General features: G+C 71.1%; 20 protein-coding genes. All 20 read left to right on the top strand.

All coding sequences use genetic code 11. The features are described 5' to 3' along the window. The first annotated feature begins 1 nt into the window (after position 1). From CYFUS_RS31535 to CYFUS_RS31440, 20 genes are read left to right on the top strand one after another with little or no spacing between them, the layout of a single operon-like run. Positions 2-376 carry a DUF3209 family protein gene (locus CYFUS_RS31535; RefSeq protein ID WP_095988593.1) on the top strand — a complete coding sequence of 125 codons (375 nt, stop codon included), beginning with the start codon at positions 2-4 and terminating at the stop codon, positions 374-376. Between the two features lie 4 nt (positions 377-380). Further along, complete coding sequence (locus CYFUS_RS31530) at positions 381-1,118, top strand: FAD-dependent oxidoreductase (protein WP_095988592.1); 738 nt, start codon at positions 381-383, stop codon at positions 1,116-1,118. Continuing rightward, entirely contained in the window at positions 1,115-2,224 is a 1,110-nt protein-coding gene (locus tag CYFUS_RS31525; RefSeq protein ID WP_095988591.1) for a cobalt-precorrin-5B (C(1))-methyltransferase, read from the top strand. The genes CYFUS_RS31530 and CYFUS_RS31525 overlap by 4 nt, the downstream gene beginning before the upstream one ends. Beyond that, positions 2,221-2,874 (top strand): precorrin-8X methylmutase, encoded by a 654-nt coding sequence (locus CYFUS_RS31520; RefSeq protein WP_002628304.1) that lies wholly within the window; start codon positions 2,221-2,223, stop codon positions 2,872-2,874. The genes CYFUS_RS31525 and CYFUS_RS31520 overlap by 4 nt, the downstream gene beginning before the upstream one ends. After that, the gene (gene cbiE, locus CYFUS_RS31515) at positions 2,871-4,121 is read left to right on the top strand and encodes a precorrin-6y C5,15-methyltransferase (decarboxylating) subunit CbiE (protein ID WP_095988590.1); all 1,251 of its coding nucleotides are present in this window, start codon (positions 2,871-2,873) and stop codon (positions 4,119-4,121) included. Before CYFUS_RS31520 ends, cbiE begins: the two co-directional genes overlap by 4 nt. Continuing rightward, entirely contained in the window at positions 4,118-4,882 is a 765-nt protein-coding gene (cobI, locus tag CYFUS_RS31510) for a precorrin-2 C(20)-methyltransferase (RefSeq protein WP_095988589.1), read from the top strand. Before cbiE ends, cobI begins: the two co-directional genes overlap by 4 nt. Beyond that, a complete protein-coding gene (locus CYFUS_RS31505) occupies positions 4,879-6,018 on the top strand; it encodes a cobalt-precorrin 5A hydrolase (protein WP_095988588.1) in 1,140 nt (379 codons plus the stop codon). The genes cobI and CYFUS_RS31505 overlap by 4 nt, the downstream gene beginning before the upstream one ends. Next, on the top strand, positions 6,011-6,838 hold the full coding sequence (gene cobJ / locus CYFUS_RS31500) for a precorrin-3B C(17)-methyltransferase (RefSeq protein WP_095988587.1): 828 nt from the start codon (positions 6,011-6,013) through the stop codon (positions 6,836-6,838). The genes CYFUS_RS31505 and cobJ overlap by 8 nt, the downstream gene beginning before the upstream one ends. 3 nt (positions 6,839-6,841) lie before the next feature. Continuing rightward, the gene (locus CYFUS_RS31495; protein ID WP_095988586.1) at positions 6,842-7,237 is read left to right on the top strand and encodes a precorrin-3B C(17)-methyltransferase; all 396 of its coding nucleotides are present in this window, start codon (positions 6,842-6,844) and stop codon (positions 7,235-7,237) included. A gap of 10 nt (positions 7,238-7,247) precedes the next feature. Then, the gene (cobM, locus tag CYFUS_RS31490) at positions 7,248-8,015 is read left to right on the top strand and encodes a precorrin-4 C(11)-methyltransferase (protein WP_095988585.1); all 768 of its coding nucleotides are present in this window, start codon (positions 7,248-7,250) and stop codon (positions 8,013-8,015) included. Next, positions 8,005-9,333 carry a uroporphyrinogen-III C-methyltransferase gene (cobA, locus tag CYFUS_RS31485; RefSeq protein WP_095988584.1) on the top strand — a complete coding sequence of 443 codons (1,329 nt, stop codon included), beginning with the start codon at positions 8,005-8,007 and terminating at the stop codon, positions 9,331-9,333. The genes cobM and cobA overlap by 11 nt, the downstream gene beginning before the upstream one ends. Beyond that, positions 9,330-9,860, top strand: coding sequence for a cob(I)yrinic acid a,c-diamide adenosyltransferase (gene cobO, locus CYFUS_RS31480; protein WP_095988583.1), 531 nt, complete (start codon positions 9,330-9,332; stop codon positions 9,858-9,860). The genes cobA and cobO overlap by 4 nt, the downstream gene beginning before the upstream one ends. Beyond that, entirely contained in the window at positions 9,860-11,251 is a 1,392-nt protein-coding gene (locus CYFUS_RS31475) for a cobyrinate a,c-diamide synthase (RefSeq protein ID WP_095988582.1), read from the top strand. Before cobO ends, CYFUS_RS31475 begins: the two co-directional genes overlap by 1 nt. Then, positions 11,248-11,937: an adenosylcobinamide amidohydrolase gene (locus CYFUS_RS31470; protein WP_095988581.1), complete on the top strand. Its 690-nt coding sequence runs from the start codon at positions 11,248-11,250 to the stop codon at positions 11,935-11,937. Before CYFUS_RS31475 ends, CYFUS_RS31470 begins: the two co-directional genes overlap by 4 nt. Then, positions 11,934-12,479: a bifunctional adenosylcobinamide kinase/adenosylcobinamide-phosphate guanylyltransferase gene (gene cobU, locus CYFUS_RS31465; RefSeq protein WP_095988580.1), complete on the top strand. Its 546-nt coding sequence runs from the start codon at positions 11,934-11,936 to the stop codon at positions 12,477-12,479. Before CYFUS_RS31470 ends, cobU begins: the two co-directional genes overlap by 4 nt. Then, positions 12,476-13,429: an adenosylcobinamide-phosphate synthase CbiB gene (gene cbiB, locus CYFUS_RS31460; protein WP_232536928.1), complete on the top strand. Its 954-nt coding sequence runs from the start codon at positions 12,476-12,478 to the stop codon at positions 13,427-13,429. Before cobU ends, cbiB begins: the two co-directional genes overlap by 4 nt. Continuing rightward, entirely contained in the window at positions 13,407-14,459 is a 1,053-nt protein-coding gene (locus tag CYFUS_RS31455; RefSeq protein WP_157758778.1) for a pyridoxal phosphate-dependent aminotransferase, read from the top strand. Before cbiB ends, CYFUS_RS31455 begins: the two co-directional genes overlap by 23 nt. After that, entirely contained in the window at positions 14,456-15,943 is a 1,488-nt protein-coding gene (locus CYFUS_RS31450; protein WP_095988578.1) for a cobyric acid synthase, read from the top strand. The genes CYFUS_RS31455 and CYFUS_RS31450 overlap by 4 nt, the downstream gene beginning before the upstream one ends. Next, on the top strand, positions 15,940-17,040 hold the full coding sequence (gene cobT, locus CYFUS_RS31445; protein WP_232536927.1) for a nicotinate-nucleotide--dimethylbenzimidazole phosphoribosyltransferase: 1,101 nt from the start codon (positions 15,940-15,942) through the stop codon (positions 17,038-17,040). Before CYFUS_RS31450 ends, cobT begins: the two co-directional genes overlap by 4 nt. Next, the gene (locus CYFUS_RS31440) at positions 17,040-17,816 is read left to right on the top strand and encodes an adenosylcobinamide-GDP ribazoletransferase (RefSeq protein WP_095988577.1); all 777 of its coding nucleotides are present in this window, start codon (positions 17,040-17,042) and stop codon (positions 17,814-17,816) included. The genes cobT and CYFUS_RS31440 overlap by 1 nt, the downstream gene beginning before the upstream one ends. The last annotated feature ends 210 nt before the right edge of the window (positions 17,817-18,026 follow it).

Below are 18,026 nucleotides of genomic sequence, written 5' to 3'. Positions count from 1 at the left end.
CATGGCCTGTCATGAACTGGCGGCGTTGCGGTTGTCGCTGATGAACATCCTGGGCGTGGAAGACGACGCCGAGCGGCAGCACGAGCTGGCCGAGCTGGGCAGTGCGGCGGAGAAGCCAGGGCCGGTGCGCTCGCTGATGCAGGCGCGCGACATGGCGAACATGCTGCGCTTCTTCGATGCCTCCCTGGTGGAACTGCAGGAGAAGGTCTCCACGACCCGGGCGGATGATCCGAAGATGCCCTACCTGCGCTCGCTGCTCGTGCTGACCAAGTCGGTGGAGCTGGAGCTGCGGCGCCAGAACGAGTCCCTCCAGCGGCTGTGGCGTGACCTCGAGGAGGTGCACGACTTCACCCACGAAATCTACCCGAGGGACTAGCACCATGGCCGTCTCCCGCACCGCTCGCATCCTCTCCTCCGCGCCCGTGGGCGAGCGCGGGAGGCTCCTCCACCTGCAACTTCAGGGCGAGGAGGAACTCGGCTTCACCGGGGGCCAGTACCTCATCTTCAACACCGGCGTGCCGCGCGCCGATGGCAAGGCGCACAAGCGCGCCTACTCGCTGGTGTCGAGCGACGCGGACCAGCGCACCTTCCGCATCTGTGTCTACCGGCTCGCCGGGGGCCCCGGCTCGGCGATGTTGCACGAGGCCCCGGTGGGCGCGGAGCTGCCGTTCAGCGGACCGTGGGGCAGCTTCCTTCCGGATGACTCCACGCCCCGGAGCACGCTGGTGGTGGCCACCGACAGCGGCATCACCGCCGCGCTGGGGCTGGTGCACGGCCGCGCCTTCGCCCCGCAGCGCGAGCGGACCCGGCTGCTGTGGTTCTCCGAGTCGCCCACGGTGTTCCTGCCCGCCGACAAGGCCCGCGAGGAGGTGGAGGCGCTGGGCTGCCACTTCCAGCACCGGGATTGCCCGCCGCCGGGTCATCCGGAACGCATCGCGCACATCCAGGCGCTGGCCCTGGAGGCCGCGCGAGCCCATGTGCCCGAGCGCGTCTACCTCGTCGGGGATGGGGCGGTGTTGAGCCCGCTGCGGCAGGCCCTGGTGGAGTCCGGACTGGCGATGGAGGCCATCCGGATGGAGTTCTTCTTCAACAATCCCTCGAAGAAGGCCGCGGGATGAGCGAGGCACCTCCGCCCCGGGACAAGCGCGGCTCACGCACCGGTTTCACCACCGGGGCCTGTGCCGCCGCGGCCGCCAAGGCGGCCACTCGCGTGCTGGTGCGCGGCGAGCGTCTCACCCACGTGGAGACGACGCTGCCCAACCGGCAGCCGGTGACGTTCGCCCTGCACCGCTGCGAGTCGGACGGGGAGAAGGCCCTGTGCAGCGTCATCAAGGACGCCGGGGATGATCCGGACTGCACCCACGGCGCGGAGATGGTCGCCGAGGTGCGGTTGACGGACGACGACGGCCGGGTGGTGCTCGAGCGGGGCGAGGGCGTGGGGATCGTCACCAAGGAGGGGCTGGGGCTCGAGGTGGGCAGTCCGGCCATCAACCCGGTGCCGCGCCGCAACATCACCGACATGGTGCTGGAGGAGCTGCCCGAGGGGCGGGGCGCCATCGTCACCCTCCACGTCCCCCGGGGCGAGGAGATGGCCCTGCAGACGCTCAACGCGCGCCTGGGCATCCTCGGCGGCATCTCCATCCTCGGCACCAGCGGCATCGTCCGGCCGTATTCCACGTCCGCCTACAAGGCGAGCGTGGTGCAGGCCATCGACGTGGCGCGCACGCGCGGCAACACCGAGCTCGTCTTCACCACGGGAGGCAAGTCGGAGAAGTACGCCATGGGCCTCTTGCCCCACCTGCCGGAGGAGACCTTCATCCAGGTGGGCGACTTCATCGGCGTGGCCATCCGCCATGCCGCCCGGCGCCAGGCGGCGTGCGTCCACATCGTGGGGATGATGGGCAAGCTGTCCAAGATGGCCGATGGGCGCATGCAGACGCACGCGGCCGGCTCCGAGGTGAACATGGAGCTGCTGGCCACCCTGGCCGCCGAGGCGGGAGCACCGGAGACACTGGTGGCCAACATCCGGGGCGCCAACACCGCCCGCCACGTGCTCGAGCTGTGCGCGGCCAACGGCCTCACCCACATCACCGGACTGGTGTGCCAGCGCGTCGTCGAGCAGTGCACCCGTCACGCGGGGGGACCGCTCGAGGTTCGCGCCGTCCTCGTGGATTTCAACGGCACCTTGCTCGGGCAATACCCCGAGAGGAGACACGCGGCATGAACGACATGCGTCAGATGACGACGCTCGGGCGTCGCATCGAAGACGAGAGCTTTTCCATCATCGACAACGAGGCCGGTCCGCATTCCTACTCGCCGGGCGAGTGGCAGGTGGTGCGGCGCATCATCCACGCCACCGCGGACTTCGAGTTCAAGGAGCTGGCCCGCTTCTCGCCCGATGCCATCGCCGAGGGCATCCGCGCCCTGCGTGCCGGCAGCCCGGTGCTGGCCGACGTGAAGATGATCCTCGCCGGCCTCAACGAGGAGCGACTCGCCTCCTATGGCTGCCGGACGCACTGCTTCATCTCGGATGAGGACGTCATCGCCGCGGCGCGCGAGGCGGGCTCCACCCGGGCCATCGAGTCCATGCGCAAGGCGCATCGGCTGGGACTGCTCAATGGCGCCATCGTGGCGGTGGGCAACGCGCCCACCGCGCTCCTGGAGGTGGCCCGGCTGGTGAAGGAGGAGGGGGCTCGTCCGGCGCTGGTGATCGGTGTGCCGGTGGGCTTCGTGTCGGCGGCGGAGTCCAAGGAGGCGGTGCTCGAGTTGTCCGTGCCGCACATCGCGGTGCGTGGCCGCAAGGGAGGCAGCACCATCGCCGTGTCCATCATCCACGCGCTGCTGATGCTCAGCGCGGATGGGGTGAAGGCATGAAGCCGGTGGTGGTGGTGGGCATCGGAGACGACGGTTGTCTGGGTTTGTCGGCGCGCGCGGCCAACGCGGTGGCGCAGGCCCGGGTGCTGGTCGGCGGCAAGCGTCACCTGGAGTTCTTCCCCCAGTTCTCCGGAGAGCGCCTCTCCTTCAGTGGAGGCATCGGCCCGACGCTGGAGCGGGTGGCCGAGCTCGCCCTGGAGAACCAGGTGTGCGTGCTCGCCTCGGGAGATCCGCTCTTCTTCGGCATCGGCGCGCAGGTCGCCCGGAGGGTAGGGGCCGAGCACGTGGAGTTCATTCCCCATCCGTCCTCGGTGCAGCTCGCCTTCGGACGCATCGGCGTGTCGTGGGACGATGCCGAGATCATCTCCGTGCACGGCCGCCCGCGCGAGGGGTTGTGCACGCGGCTGCGCCTGCTGGCCAAGGTGGCCCTGCTCACCGATGGTGAGAACTCGCCCCCGGCGCTGGCCCGCCACCTCCTGGAGCACGGCGTGCGCGGCTTCACGGCCTGGGTCTGCGAGAGCCTCGGCAACCCGGAGGAGCGCATCCGCTGCTTCTCGCTGGACGCGCTCGCGGAGTGCACGGACATCGGGCCCCTCAACGTCCTCGTCCTCCTGCGCACGGATCCGAGCTGGCGCCCACCGCCGCGCATGTCCTTCCTCCACGAGGACGCCTTCGCCAAGCGCATGCCCAAGAAGGGGCTCATCACCAAGCGCGAGGTGCGTCTGCTGTCCCTGGCCCAGCTGGAGATCCGTCCCGACAGCGTGGTGTGGGACATCGGCGCGGGCTCGGGCTCGGTGGGCATCGAGGCGGCGATGCTCGCTCCCAAGGGGAGGGTCTTCGCCATCGAGGTGGACCCGGAGGGCGTGAGCTTGTGCCGGGAAAACGCGCTCGCCCATGGGGTGGACAACGTGCGCGTCATCGCGGGGCGCGCCCCGGAGGCCCTCGAGGGACTGGATGCGCCGGACGCCGTCTTCGTCGGCGGCAGCAAGGGCAGCATGCGCGACATCATCGACGTGGCCTTCAACCGCCTGCGCGAGGGCGGCCGGCTGGTGGTCAACGCCATCACCCTGGACAACGTGGCCGAGGCCTACGCGGCCTTCCGCTCGTACGGAATCACTCCGGACGTGACGATGCTCAACGTGTCTCGCGGCGAGCCGCTCGCGCACTACCTGCGTTACGAGGCGCAGAACCCCATCCACATCTTCGCGGCCACCCGGCCGGCGGCAGCACAGGGAGAAGCAACATGAGTGGCGTGTTGATTGGCGTGGGAGTGGGGCCGGGGGCGCCGGATCTGATGACGCTCCGGGCGGTGAACACGCTCCGCGCGGCGGACGTCATCGCCATTCCCCGGCGCTCCGTCTATGACGAGTCGCTCGCCTGGCGCATCGCCAAGGAGAACGTGGGCGAGGTGCCCGGTCAGGAGCGGCTCTTCCTCACCTTCCCGATGACGAAGGATCCCGAGCGGCTGCGGCCCGCCTGGGAGGAGGCCTACGCGCAACTGGCTCCTCGCCTGGCCGCGGGCAAGAAGGTGGCCTTCATCACGGAAGGGGATCCGCTCGTCTACAGCACCTTCATCTACCTGCTGGCCGAGGTCCCCCAGCGCTTCCCCGGGACGCGCACCGAGGTGGTGCCCGCCGTCTCCTCGATCACCGCCGTGCCCGCGGCGGTGCAGGTGCCCGTGGCGGATGGGCAGGAGCGCATCGCCGTCCTGCCGGCCACCTACGGGGTGGAGGACCTCACCCGCGTGCTGCGCGACTTCGACACCGTGCTGCTGATGAAGGTGAGCTCGGTCATGCCGCAGGTGGTGGAGGCGCTCGAGCGCGAGGGGTTGCTCGAGCGCGCCGTCTACGTGTCGCGGGCCTCCACCGGGCAGGAGAAGGTGGTGCGTGACCTGCGCAGCATCCGCAATGACAAGTGCGACTACTTCTCCATGGTGATGGTGGCGAAGAAGGATCGCAGCGGCGTGCTCGCCGGCCGCTTCGCCCAGGCGGCGGAGGTGGCCCGGTGAGCCTCCCCCCGGCACGCAAGCCCTACGCCGTCTACGCCATCACCCTGCACGGGCTGGGCATCGCCCAGCGGCTCCTCTCGGGGCTGCCGGGCGCGGAGCTGTATGTCTCCGAGAAGCTCATGGCCAAGGCTCCCGCGGGTGCCCTGCCGATGCCCCTGCCCATGGGGCCCACCCTGTCGCGCACCTTCACCGCCTACGACTGCCACATCTTCATCATCAGCGTGGGCGCGGTGGTGCGGATGATCGCCCCGCTGCTCGAGGACAAGAAGGTGGACCCGGCGGTGGTGTGCGTCGATGACGCCGCGCGCTTCTCCATCTGCGTGCTGTCGGGACACGTGGGCCGGGGCAATGCCTTCACCGAGCGGGTGGCCAGCGTGCTCGGCGCCACCCCGGTGGTCACCACCGCCTCGGATGTGCGGGGCACCCTCACGGTGGACATCCTCGGACGGGAGCTGGGCTGGCGACTGGATGATCTGGAGCGCAACGTCACCCGTGGCTGCGCCGCCGTGGTGAACGAGGCTCCGGTGCTCTTCGTCCAGGAGGCGGGCGAGCCCTCCTGGTGGCCGGAAGACAAGCCGCTACCTCCGGGCGTGCGGTACACGCGTACCCTCGATGGGGTGGACCCGGCGGCGTGGGAGATGCTCCTCATCGCCACCGATCGCGACATCCGCGAGACGCACCGCTCCCAGTGGGAGAAGGCCGTCATCTACCGGCCCCGCAGTCTGGTGTTGGGCATCGGCTGTGACCGGGGCACCCCGGAGGAACTGGTGGAGCGGGGCGTGGCCCAGATGCTCGCCCAGGCCCTGCTGTCTCCCGCCTCGGTGAAGGCGGTGGCCACCGTGGACTTGAAGGCCGATGAGCCCGCGCTGCTGGCGTTGTGCCAGAAGCATGGCTGGGCGCTCCAGACGTACCCGGCCGCCGAGCTGGACGCGGTGCCCGTGCCCACGCCGTCGGAGACGGTGAAGAAGCACGTGGGCACCCGGGGGGTGGCCGAGCCCTCGGCGTTGCTCGCCTCCGGAGCCTCCGAGTTGCTCGTCCGCAAGCAGATCTACACCGAGCCCGGCGCCGGACGCTCCATGACGTTCGCCGTCGCGCGCATTCCCCATTCCCCTCGAAAGGAGCTCGTCCATGGCTGAGGGAGGAATCCTGTCCGTCGTTGGCATCGGGCCGGGCGATGGCGCTCACGCCACCCCCGCCGCCCTGGAGGCCATCCGCGATGCCCAGGTGGTGGTGGGCTACCGCACCTATATCAAGCTCGTGCGCCACCTCCTCGAGGGCAAGGAAGTGGTGCAGACGGGCATGACGGAGGAGATCGGCCGCGCCCGCGCCGCGGTGGAACGCGCCCGGGCCGGTGCCAACGTGGCGCTCGTCTCCTCCGGGGATGCGGGCGTCTACGGCATGGCGGGGCTCGTCTTCGAGGTGTTGCGGGAGATCGGTTGGAAGCGCGGGGATGCACCCACGCTCAACCTGGTGCCCGGCATCACCGCGGCCAACTCCTGCGCCTCGCGCGTGGGTGCTCCGCTGGTCCACGACAGCTGCACCATCTCCCTGTCGGATCTGCTCACGCCGTGGGCCGTCATCGCCAAACGCATCGAGGCCGCCGCGTCGTCCGACTTCGTCATCTCGCTCTACAACCCCGCGAGCGGGCGGCGCACCCGGCAGATCGTGGAGGCCCACTCCATCATCCGCCGCTACCGCGAGGGCTCCACCCCGGTGGCGCTGGTGAAGGGCGCCTACCGCGAGGCGGAGAAGGTGGTGATGACCGACCTGGATCACTTCCTCGACTACGAGATCGGCATGTTGACCACGGTCATCGTGGGCAACTCCCACACCTTCTTCTTCGAGGGCTACATGGTGACGCCCCGTGGCTACACGCGGAAGTACACCCTCGAGGGAGATGTGCTCCCGGGGCAGCAGCCGGGCCGTTCACTCGTCGTTCGCGAAGAGGAGGTCTGAACCATGGCGCGTGTGGGACGTCTGGCGGGTGCGTTGCTTGCTTCCACCGAGGGGGCGTTCTTCCTGGTGGGAGATCTCAAGGAGCCGTGTGACTGGGCCGCGGCGGGCTTCGAGCCTCCCGCCCAGCTTCCCGGCGTGGAGTTGCCCTTCGTACGGCTCTCGCCGGTGCGCCCGGTGGAGGTGGCCGCGCCGCTGCTGGTGATGGAACTCGAGGGAGAGGCCCTGGCGCGGCTGCTCTTCGAGCGGCTGGTCATCCGCCGCAACGGCTCGGTGTCGGAGCGGCTGTGGCGGCTGGTGACCGAGCACGAGGCGAAGCCGGAGACGGACGCCCGCTGGCTCGGCCTGGTGCCCGGACATGTCTGGGATCTGGTGCGCGACTCCGTCCTGCGCTGCTCGTGAGGAGAAGACAATGAAGGTCTACATCATCGGTGCCGGACCCGGAGATCCGAAGCTCATCACCGTGCGCGGAGCCGAGCTCGTCGAGCAGTGCCCCGTGGTGCTCTACACCGGCTCGCTCGTCCCGCAGGCGGTCATCGCCCGGGCCCGGCCGGATGCGCGGGTGCTCGACTCCTCGTCCATGACGCTCGAGCAGATCATCGACGTCCTCAAGGAGGCCCATGCCGCGGATCAGGACGTGGCCCGCGTGCACACGGGAGATCCGTCCATCTTCGGCTCCACCGCGGAGCAGATCCGCAGGCTCGTCGAGCTCGGCATCCCCTACGAGATCATCCCGGGCGTCTCCTCCTTCACCGCCGCGGCCGCGGTGCTGGGCAAGGAGCTGACGCTGCCCGAGCTGTCGCAGACGGTCATCGTCACCCGCGCCGAGGGACGTACCCTCATGCCGGAGGGAGAGAAGCTGGAGGATCTGGCGCGCCACCGTGCCACCCTGGCGCTCTTCCTCAGCGCCGGCCTCATCCGCGACGTGGTGGAGAAGCTGCTGCCCTCCTACGGACCGGACTGCCCCGTGGCGGTGGTGCAGAAGGCCACCTGGCCGGATCAGAAGGTGGTGCGTGGCACCCTGGCGGACATCGGAGACAAGGTGCGCGCCGAGCGCATCAACGCGACCGCGATGATCCTGGTGGGCGAGGTGCTGGAGGCGAAGGACTTCGCCAACTCGCGCCTGTACGACCCGACCTTCACCCACCGCTTCCGCAGGGGCACGGACGATGCGCGCTGACCGGCCATTGCGCATTGCCATCACCGGCGCGGCCGGGGTGGGGAAGACGACGCTCGTGAACGCGCTGGCGAGCCGCCTCGGGCTGCCCATCGTCCCCGAGGAGACGCGGGAGTTCGTCCTGCGCACCGGCAAGCGCCTGGCGGAGTTGCCCGTGCCCGAGCGCGCGCAGGTGCTCCGGGAGCTGTGGGCCGTGCGCCAGCGGCGAGAGGCGGAGCGGAGCGAGGGCTTCGTGGCGGACAACTGCGCCACGGACTTCGCCGCCCATGCGCTCCAGCACGGGTGCGCGGAGCTCGTGCCGGAGTTCTTCGAGACTCCGGCGCTCGGGGGGCACTACGACGCCCTCTTCGTCCTCCCCCGGGGCGTCATCCCCTACGAGCGGGACGGCGTCCGCGGTGACAGCCCCATGGACGAGATGCGCTACCAGCTCGTCCTCGAGTCGCTCCTGCGCCGCTCCGTCTCCGCCGCGCGGTTGCACTTCGTTCCGGACGCCTGCGCCTCGCTGGAGGAGCGGGTGCGCTTCTGCGAGGGGGTCCTCGGGCGTGGGCGGGACGAACGCCGGGGCGGTTTCGTGTCCCTGGTGGGAGCGGGGCCGGGAGATCCGGGACTGCTCACCGTGCGCGCGCGCACCCTGCTGCAACAGGCGGATGTGGTGGCCTACGACGCCCTCATCCCCCCGGCGGTGCTCGCGGAGATCGGCCCCCAGGCGGAACGCATCCTCGTGGGCCACCGCAATCAGGGCTCCACCCAGGCCGGCTACCGGCTGCACCCGGCGGTGCTCGAGCGAGCCCGCGCCGGGCGGCACGTGGTGCGCTTGAAGCAGGGAGATCCGTTCATCTTCGGGCGAGGCGGTGAGGAGGCGGAGGAGTTGCTGGAGGCGGGCATCGCCTACGAGGTGGTGCCCGGCATCTCGGCCGCGCTCGGCGCCGCCGCCTACGCCGGCATCCCGCTCACCCACCGGCAGTACGCCTCCGACGTCTCCTTCGTCACGGGGCACGACATCGAGGGGCCTCGCAGCCTCACGCACTGGGAGAAGCTGGGCGCGGCCGGAGGCACGCTGGTGCTCTTCATGGCCACCCGGAAGCTGGAGGCCAACCTGGCCCGGCTGGTGGAGTGTGGACGCAGCCCCCAGACGCCCGCGGCCTACATCGCCGCGGCCACCTCGTCCGAGCAGGTGGTGGTGGTGGGCACCCTGGAGACGCTCGCCGAGCGGGTGCGGGAGCACAACGTGCTGGGGCCGCCGGCCCTGGTGGTGGTGGGCGAGGTGGTGCGGCTGCGCGAGCGCCTCGCGTGGTTCGAGCGACAGGAGCGTGGAACGTGAACGCGAGGCCGACGAAGGGACTGCTGGTCGTCTACACGGGAGATGGCAAGGGGAAGACCACCGCCGCGCTCGGCGTGGTGTTCCGCGCGCTCGGCCGGGGGATGAAGCCCGCGGTGGTGCAGTTCATCAAGGGCAAGTGGAAGACGGGCGAGCGCACCTACGCGGAGACCATCCCCGGGCTCGTCTTCCTCACCATGGGACGCGGTTTCACCTGGGAGAGCGAGGACATCTCCCGGGACAAGCGGGCCGCCCAGGAGGCCTGGGCCGAGGCCCGGCGGCTGATGACGAGCGGTGAGCACGAGGTGGTGGTGCTCGATGAGCTGACGTACGTGCTCAACTACGGCTTCGTCCCCGTGGACGAGGTGATGGAGGCGCTGGCGGCACGGCCCGCCCACGTGCATGTGATCATCACCGGGCGCTCCGCTCCGGAGCCCCTGGTGGCGGCGGCGGAGCTCGTCACCGAGATGCGCAACGTGCGCCATCCCTTCGAGAAGGGCATTCCCGCCCAGGTGGGGCTCGACTTCTGATGGACGGAGCTCCCTTGATTCCCCGGCTGGTGGTGGCGGGCACGTCCAGCGGCGTGGGCAAGACGACCGTCATGGTGGCCCTCACCCGGGCGCTCCAGGCGCGCGGCCTGAAGGTGGCCACCTTCAAGTGCGGTCCGGACTACCTCGATCCGAGCTACCACGCGCGCACCACCGGGGCGCCGTGCCACAACCTCGATGGCTGGCTGATGGGCCGCGATGCCGTCGTCTCCACCTTCCGGCACGCCACTCAGGGCCACGACGTGGCGCTCATCGAGGGGGTGATGGGGCTCTATGACGGGGCCTCGCCGGACTCGGAGGAGGGCTCGGCGGCGCAGGTGGCCAAGTGGCTGGCGGCGCCCGTGCTCGCGGTGGTGGATGTCTCGGGCATGGCGCGCACCATCGCCGCCATCGGCACCGGGTTGGCGGCCTTCGATCCGGAGCTGAAGGTGGCGGGCCTCTTCGCCAACCGCGTGGGCAGCCGCAGCCACCTGGAGCTGCTCCAGCGCGCGGCTCGTGGCACGGCGGTGCCCGTGGTGGGGGGACTGCCCGCCCAGGAGGCACTCGCCTTCCCCGAGCGCCACCTGGGACTGCTCACCGCTTCCGAGGAGAGCATCCCCTCGGGGCACTTCGACGCCTGGGGCACGCTCCTCTCCGAATGGAATGACACGGAGGCCTTCCTTCGCCTCGCGCGAGAGGCCCCGGCCCTGCCGGAGGCACCGGAGGAGGATCGCTCCGAGGCCCCCGTCACCTGCCGCATCGCGGTGGCCCAGGATGCCGCCTTCCACTTCTATTACGCGGACAACCTGCGGCGGCTCGAGCGGCTCGGTGCCCAGTGCGTGCCCTTCTCGCCGCTCGCGGACGCGGCGCTCCCTCCGGACGTGCACGCCGTCTACCTCGGAGGCGGCTACCCGGAGCTGCATGCACAGAAGCTGGCCGACAACCAGTCCCTGCGGCGCGCCCTCTCCGACTTCGCCGCGCGCGGCGGCCCCATCTACGCCGAGTGCGGCGGGATGATGTACCTCAGCCAGGCCATCCGCACCCTCGAGGGCCGGGACTTCCCCATGGTTGGGCTCGTGCCCGGGGTGGCGGTGATGGCGCCCAAGCTCCAGGCGCTCGGCTACGTGGAGGTGGAGACGACGGTGCGCACCGTGCTGGGCGGAGCGGGGCTGCGCTTCCGTGGGCACCAGTTCCGCTACTCCACGTTGGAGGGAGTCCCCGAGCAGGGTGGAGTCCTGCGCATCCGCAAGCGTCGCGGCGGCACCATCCATACCGAGGGCTTCGGCCCGCCCAACGTGCTGGCTTCCTACGTCCACGCCCACTGGGCCTCCAACCCCCTGGTCGCCGAGGGACTCGTGGCCTCTGCGCGCGCCTTCAAGGAGCAGGGGACATGACGGCCGCCCTCGCCACGCTGGAGGGGGAAGCGCCCTCCCTGGAGCGAGGCGGGCGGGTGCTCGTGGTGCGCTTCGCCCGTCCGCACGCCGTCCTCTCGTGGGCCATCCTCAACGGGGGTCGCCGACGCGCCCGGGCGGTGGTGTGGCGGCAGGTGCGTGACGACGATCTCGTCCCGGGCGTGGATCCGCTGGCGCTCCTCACGGCCAGCCTCGGGGAGGAGTCGCCGGAGGAGACGGTGGGCCTGCTCACCTCGCGTGACGTGTCCACCTTCGATGACGTGCACCTCGCGTCCGGTGCGTTCTCGGCGCGCTGCGTGGCCACCGTGGGGCTGGGCAACGCGCTGGCGGCCGGGGATGAGCCCGGGCCCCTGCGGAGCGTGGGCACCATCAACCTGCTGTGCCAGGTGTCCCAGCCCCTCTCGGAGAGCGCGTTGGTGGAGGCCATGGCGCTCGCGGCGGAGGCCCGGACGGCGGCCCTCATGGAGGCGCGAGTGCCCAGCCGCCGCTCGCTGCGAGTGGCCACCGGGACGGGCACCGACTGCATCGTGGTGGCGGCTCCGGAAGGGCCTGGAGGAGAGGAGTACATGGGCAAGCACACCCGGCTCGGCAGCCTGCTGGGAGGCGCGGTGCGAGAGGCCACCGCGCGCGGGGTGCGCCGTTGGCTGGAAGAGCGAGGTGCGCGGTGAGCGGGAAGATCGTCCTGGTGGGCGGCGGCGTGCGCTGTGGCAAGAGCCGCTTCGCGCTCGAGCTGGCACAAAAGCTGGGCACGCGGCGCACCTTCGTCGCCACCTCCGAGCCCTTCGACGACGAGATGCGCGAGAGGGCGCGGCGCCACCGGGAGGAGCGGGTCGGGCTCTTCGAGACGGTGGAGGAGCCGCGCCGGCTGTGCGAGGTGTTGGAAGAGGACACGGCGGACGTGGCGGTGGTGGACTGCGTGACGCTGTGGCTGTCCAACCTCCTGCTTCGGGGGGATGGCGCGGAGACCATTCTCGGCGAGGTGGATCGGCTGGTGGGGGTGCTCCAGCGGCGGCGGAGCGCCACCATCCTGGTGACCAACGAGGTCGGCATGGGCCTCGTCCCCGAGACACCGCTGGGACGCACCTTCCGTGACGTGAGTGGTGGAGCGCACCAGCGCCTGGCGGCCGCGGCGGACGAGGTGTACTTCGGCGCGCTCGGGCTGTTGCTGCGGATCAAGCCGGGCGACTGGGTGGTGGGGGCGGGCGGATGATGGACGGGGGACTGCACGCGGTCCTGGTGCTGGTGGCCGCGCTCGTGGTGGACCTTGCCTGGGGCGAGCCCCCCACGGTGGTGCACCCCGTGGTGTGGATGGGACGCCTGCAACGGCGCCTGCGCCGGCTGGCGCCCCGTGCGCCCGTTCCCGCCTTTCTCCACGGCCTGGTGATGGCGGTGACGGGTCCCGTGCTCTTCGGACTCGGAGCGTGGGCACTGCTCCGCCTCGTCTCCTCCTGGCCCCTCGTGCAACTGGCGCTCGAGGTGTACCTCCTCAAGAGCGCCTTCGCGGTGCGGGCCCTCGCCGAGGCGGGCCTGGCCGTCTTCCGCGCGCTGCGCGAGGGGGATGCGCCCGCGGCTCGCTTCGCCTTGCGCAGCCTCGTGTCGCGCGACACCTCGGGCCTGGAGCCCCCGCTGTTGGCGGCGGCGGCGGTGGAGTCGGTGGCGGAGAACACCTCGGACTCGGTGGTGGCACCGCTGCTCTTCTACGCGGTGGCGGGAGTCCCCGGGGCGCTCGCGTACCGGGCGGCCAACACCCTGGATGCGATGATTGGCTACCGCGGAGAGCTGGAGTGGTTGGGCAAGGCCGCCGCCCGGCTGGACGACGTCCTCAACCTGGTGCCCGCGCGCTTGTCCGCCGCGCTCCTCGTGCTGGCGTGCGCGCTGTGTGGTGCCTCTCCGGCCCGGGCGGTGCTTTCCTGGTGGCGCGACGGCGCCGCCACCGAGAGCCCCAACGCGGGCCGCCCCATGGCCGCGGTGGCCGGAGGACTGGGAGTGGAGTTGGAGAAGGTGGGGCACTACCGGTTGGGAGCCGGAGGACGCCAGCCGGGAGCGGAGGACATCCGCCGGGCGGTCTTCCTCATGGTGGCGGCCTCGTTGCTGGCCGCGACGCTGACGGCCGCCTATGTCTATGGGGAGGGGTTCCGTGTTGCCCTCGCCTCGCCCTGAGTTGTGGCACCTGGAGCCCTCTCCGCATGGCGGGGACGCGGCGCCCGGGTGCGTGGACTTCAGCACGGGCATCTCCCCGCTGCCTCCCCCGGAAGCGGTGCTCGAGGCCGTCCGTGCCGCGGACGTGCGGCGCTACCCGCACCCCACCGGGCTCCCCCTGCGCGAGCGCGTGGCCGGGCTGCATGGGCTGCCGCTCGATGGGGTGGTGGTGGGCAATGGCTCGGTGGAGCTCATCTGGGCGCTGGCTCGCGCCTTCGCCGGACCGGGACGGAGCGCGGTGGTGCTCACTCCCGCCTTCACGGAGTACGCCCAGGCGGTGCGCGCCAGTGGTGCCACGGTGCTCTCCCTGGCCGCCGAGGGGCCGCCCTTCGCGTGGAACCTCGAGGCGTTGCTCGCCATGCTCCGCCGCCACATGCCGTCACTGCTCTTCGTGTGCCGGCCGAGCAATCCCTGCCTCTCCGTCTTCCCGATGGAGGCGCTGCGGGCCGTGGCGGAGGCCTCGCCCGAGACGCTGGTGGTGGTGGACGAGGCCTACCAGCCGCTCTTCGAGGACGTGCCCGCCATGAGCCCGGGCGGCAATGTCGTGGTGCTGCGCTCGCTCACCAAGGTGTTCGCCCTGCCGGGGCTGCGGCTCGGCTATCTGCTGGGAGAGCCACGGCTGCTTCGCGCGGTGCAGGCGTCCCTTCCGCCCTGGAACGTGTCGGTGCCGGCGCTGGCGGCGGGCCGCGTGGCGCTCGACTGTCTCGGGCAGGTGGACGCGGTGAGGGCGGAGGTGTCCCGGCTGCGGGGCGCGCAGCAGTTGCTCCTGGCCGAGGCCGGCGCCCGGGTGGACGCCTCCGGGGGCACGTTCCTCCTGTGCCGGGTGCCCGAGGCTCACGCCTTCGCCACGGCCGCGGCCCAGGCCGGCATCCGGGTGCGGGACTGCACCAGCTTCGGCCTTCCGCATCACATCCGCCTCGGCGTGAGACTCGAGGCGGACCATCCCCTTCTGCGCGCTGCCTGGCGGCGCGCCCGGGAGTCGCTCGAATGAAGGCCCGTACCCTGATGATCCAAGGCACCGCCTCCAGCGTGGGCAAGAGCCTGCTGGTGACGGCTCTCTGCCGCATCTACGCGCGGCGGGGTTTCAAGGTGGCGCCCTTCAAGTCGCAGAACATGGCGCTCAACTCCGCGGTGACGCCGGATGGAGCGGAGATTGGCCGGGCCCAGTACGCCCAGGCCGAGGCGGCGCGAGCGGTGCCGTGCGCGGAGATGAATCCCATCCTCCTCAAACCCGAGACGACGTCGGGCTCCCAGGTGGTGGTGATGGGCCGGGTGCTGGGGAGCATGCACTTCCGGGACTACCACCGGCACAAGCCCGAGCTGCGCGAGGTGGTGGGGCAGGCGTTGGACTCGCTTCGCGAGCGCCATGAGCTGGTCATCATCGAGGGGGCGGGCAGCCCGGCGGAGGTGAACCTCAAGGATCGCGACCTCGTGAACATGTGGGTGGCCGAGCGAGCCGACGCCCCGGTGGCCCTGGTGACGGACATCGAGCGGGGAGGGGCGCTGGCGGCGCTGGTGGGGACGCTGGAGCTGCTCGAGCCCTCGGAGCGGGCGCGGGTGCGAGCCCTGGTGGTGAACAAGTTCCGCGGAGATCCAACCCTCTTCGAGGGCGGGGTGCGCTTCTTGGAGAAGCGGTGCGGCATCCGCGTGGCCGGCGTCATTCCCCACCTGGGAGACACGGGCATCGCCAGTGAGGACTCGCTGGACCTGCGCAAGGGTGAGCCGGAGGCGCGGGGAGAGGCGCTCGTGTGCATCCTGAGACTGCCGCGCCTGTCCAACTTCGATGAGTTCGAGCCACTGGCGCGCGAGCCGGGAGTCGAGGTGCGCTGGTGCGAGCGGCCCGAGGAGCTGGAGGGAGCGCGGCTCGTCATCATCCCGGGCACCAAGTGCACGGCGAACGATCTGGGCTGGCTGCGGCGCACGGGGTTGGCGGGAGCGCTGATGCGGCGGGTGCACGAGGGGCAACCGGTGCTGGGCATCTGCGGTGGCTACCAGATGATGGGCGAGCGCATTTTGGATCCGCTGGGCGTGGAGTCACCGGAGCCGGATGTGGCGGGGCTGGGCCTGCTGCCGGTGGTGACGCGCTTCGAGAAGGAGAAGTCCACCGCGCCGGTGTCCCTGCGGCTCGGGGAGGGGCTGCCCGGGATGCGCGCCGCGGGAGGTGCCGAGGTGCGGGGCTATGAAATCCATTGTGGGCAGGTGACGGTGGCGCCGGGCGCACAACCCTTTGGCCTGCGGGTGCGGCCTGGCGAGCAGGCGAACCAGGTGCCCGAGGGCTGCGTGGCACGGGGAGGAAAGGTGGCGGGCACCCTCGTGCACGGCCTCTTCGAGAACGTTCCGGTGCGGCGGGCGCTGCTGTCGGAGCTCGGCGTGACGACGGCGGGTCTCGCACCGGCCGACCCGTACGAGGTGCTCGCCGATCACTTCGCGAGTGCACTGGATCTCACGCACCTCGACCAGATGGTGGGGCTGTGAGCGCTCGGGACAACGAGACGAGCGCGCGGGCGGTGGAGTCGGCGCGGGGACGTTGGAACATTCCGGCGCCGGACCTCGCGGCGGCCGAGCGCGCACGGGAAAGACAGTCGCGCCTCACCAAGCCCCCGGGCAGCCTGGGGGCACTGGAGGAGGTGGCGGTGAAGCTGGCCGGGTTGCAGGGCACGACCCTGCCTCGGAGCCGGCCCGCGGCGGCCCTGCTCTTCGCGTCGGATCACGCCGTCACCCGTCACGGCGTCTCACCCTATCCGTCGGCCGTCACCGGGGCGATGGTGGAGAACTTCCTTCGGGGTGGCGCGGCCTCCAGTGTCCTGTGCCGGCATCTGGGTGTGCCGCTGCGCGTGGTGGACGTGGGGGTGATGCGGCCGCTGTCGCCCCGTCCCGTCGAGGGCGTCTCCTTCCGGCGCGACCCGGTGGCGGACGAGCCGGGAGGGGACCTGCGGGTGGAGGATGCGATGAGCGAGGCCACCTTCGAGCGCGCGCTGGCGGCGGGAGCGGCGGAGGTGGACACGCTCCCGGACGAGGTGCGCCTGGTGGTGCTGGGAGAGATGGGCATTGGCAACACCACCGTGGCGGCCGCGGTGGCGGCGCTGCTGCTCGGGCGGGAGGCGGAGGAGGTGGTGGGCCGGGGCACGGGCGTGGACGAGGCGGGACTGGCGCGCAAGGTGGAGGTGGTGCGCGATGCGGTGCGGCGGCTCCGGGGCGCGAGTCCCGAGCATGCCGTGCGGTCCGCGGGGGGACGGGACATCGCCGCCCTGGTGGGCGCGGCGGCGCGAGCCATCGAGCGGCGCAAGGCCGTGCTGGTAGACGGCTTCATCGTCTCGGTGGCCATGCTGGCGCTGGAGCGGATGGTGCCGGGAGCGCGGGAGTGGATGCTGTTCGCCCACCGCTCGGCGGAGGCGGGCCACCGGCACGTGCTGGAGGCACTGGGCGCGAGGCCGCTGCTCGAGCTGGGAATGCGGCTGGGGGAGGGCAGTGGCGCGCTGACGGCACTGCCGCTGGTGGACGCCGCGTGCGCGCTTCACGCGGGCATGGCCACCTTCGAGGAGGCCGGGGTTCCAGACAAGGGGCGGGGCTGATGCCGCTGCCTTCCGTGCTTCGGGGCGCCCGTGCGGCCTTCGCCTTCTACACCCGCATTCCCGTGGGAGGCTTTCCCTACGCCCCGGCGGACTGGCAGTGGGCCTCGGGCTGGTTTCCGCTGGTGGGCGCGAGCCTTGGTGGGTTGCTGGCGTTGATCTGGCTGGCCGTCGAGCGCGCGGGGCCGCTGGTGGCCGCCACGTTGGTGGTGGGCGTGGGGATGCTGCTCACGGGAGCCCTTCACGAGGACGGCCTGGCCGACACCGCCGACGCGCTCGGGGGCGCGTACGAGCGCACGCGCCTCTTCGAGATCCTCAAGGATAGTCGCATTGGCACCTTTGGCGCGGCGGCGCTGTGCGTCGTGCTGGTGCTGCGCATCGCGCTGCTGGCGAGACTCGATGAGGCAGCACCCCTGGCGCTCGTGCTGAGCCAGTGCCTGGCGCGCACCCCTCCCATCTGGCTGATGGTGAGCCTTCCCTACGTGTCGAGCGATGCGACCTCACGCAGCCGGAGCATGGTGCGTGTCTCTGGCGCCCAGGCGATGCTGGCCACCGCCTGTCCCGTCCTGCTGATGGGCGCGCTGCTGTGGCGGGGAGGGCTGGAGGCGACCACGGCGTGGGCCCTCCTGGCGGCCGCTGGCCTCACCGCGCTCGTGTGCGGCTGGCGCTTCTGGGTGCGCGCGGGAGGCATCACCGGGGACTTCCTGGGGGCCACGCAGCAGGTGGGGGAGTGTGCCCTGCTGCTCGTCCTGGCGCTGGCACGCGGCGAGGTGGCCTGAGCGAGGTCGTTATAGGGACCGATGAAGATGATGGGGAGCCATGGCTCACTCCTTTGAGTGATTCGGCAGGACTCGGCGGTGATTAGGGTGGCTGCCGCTTGCACCGTCTTTTGTACAGATGGGTCGATTGACCTGAACCTTGGTATGGGGCCTTTCAAACCCCGGTACGATGGAGGGTCGAAGCCCAGACGTGCAGGATCACGGTTGCTT

The organism is Cystobacter fuscus (assembly GCF_002305875.1).
Classification (GTDB): domain Bacteria; phylum Myxococcota; class Myxococcia; order Myxococcales; family Myxococcaceae; genus Cystobacter; species Cystobacter fuscus_A.
Note: the sequence above shows the minus strand (reverse complement) of the source record. Positions and strands in the feature narration are given on the sequence as shown.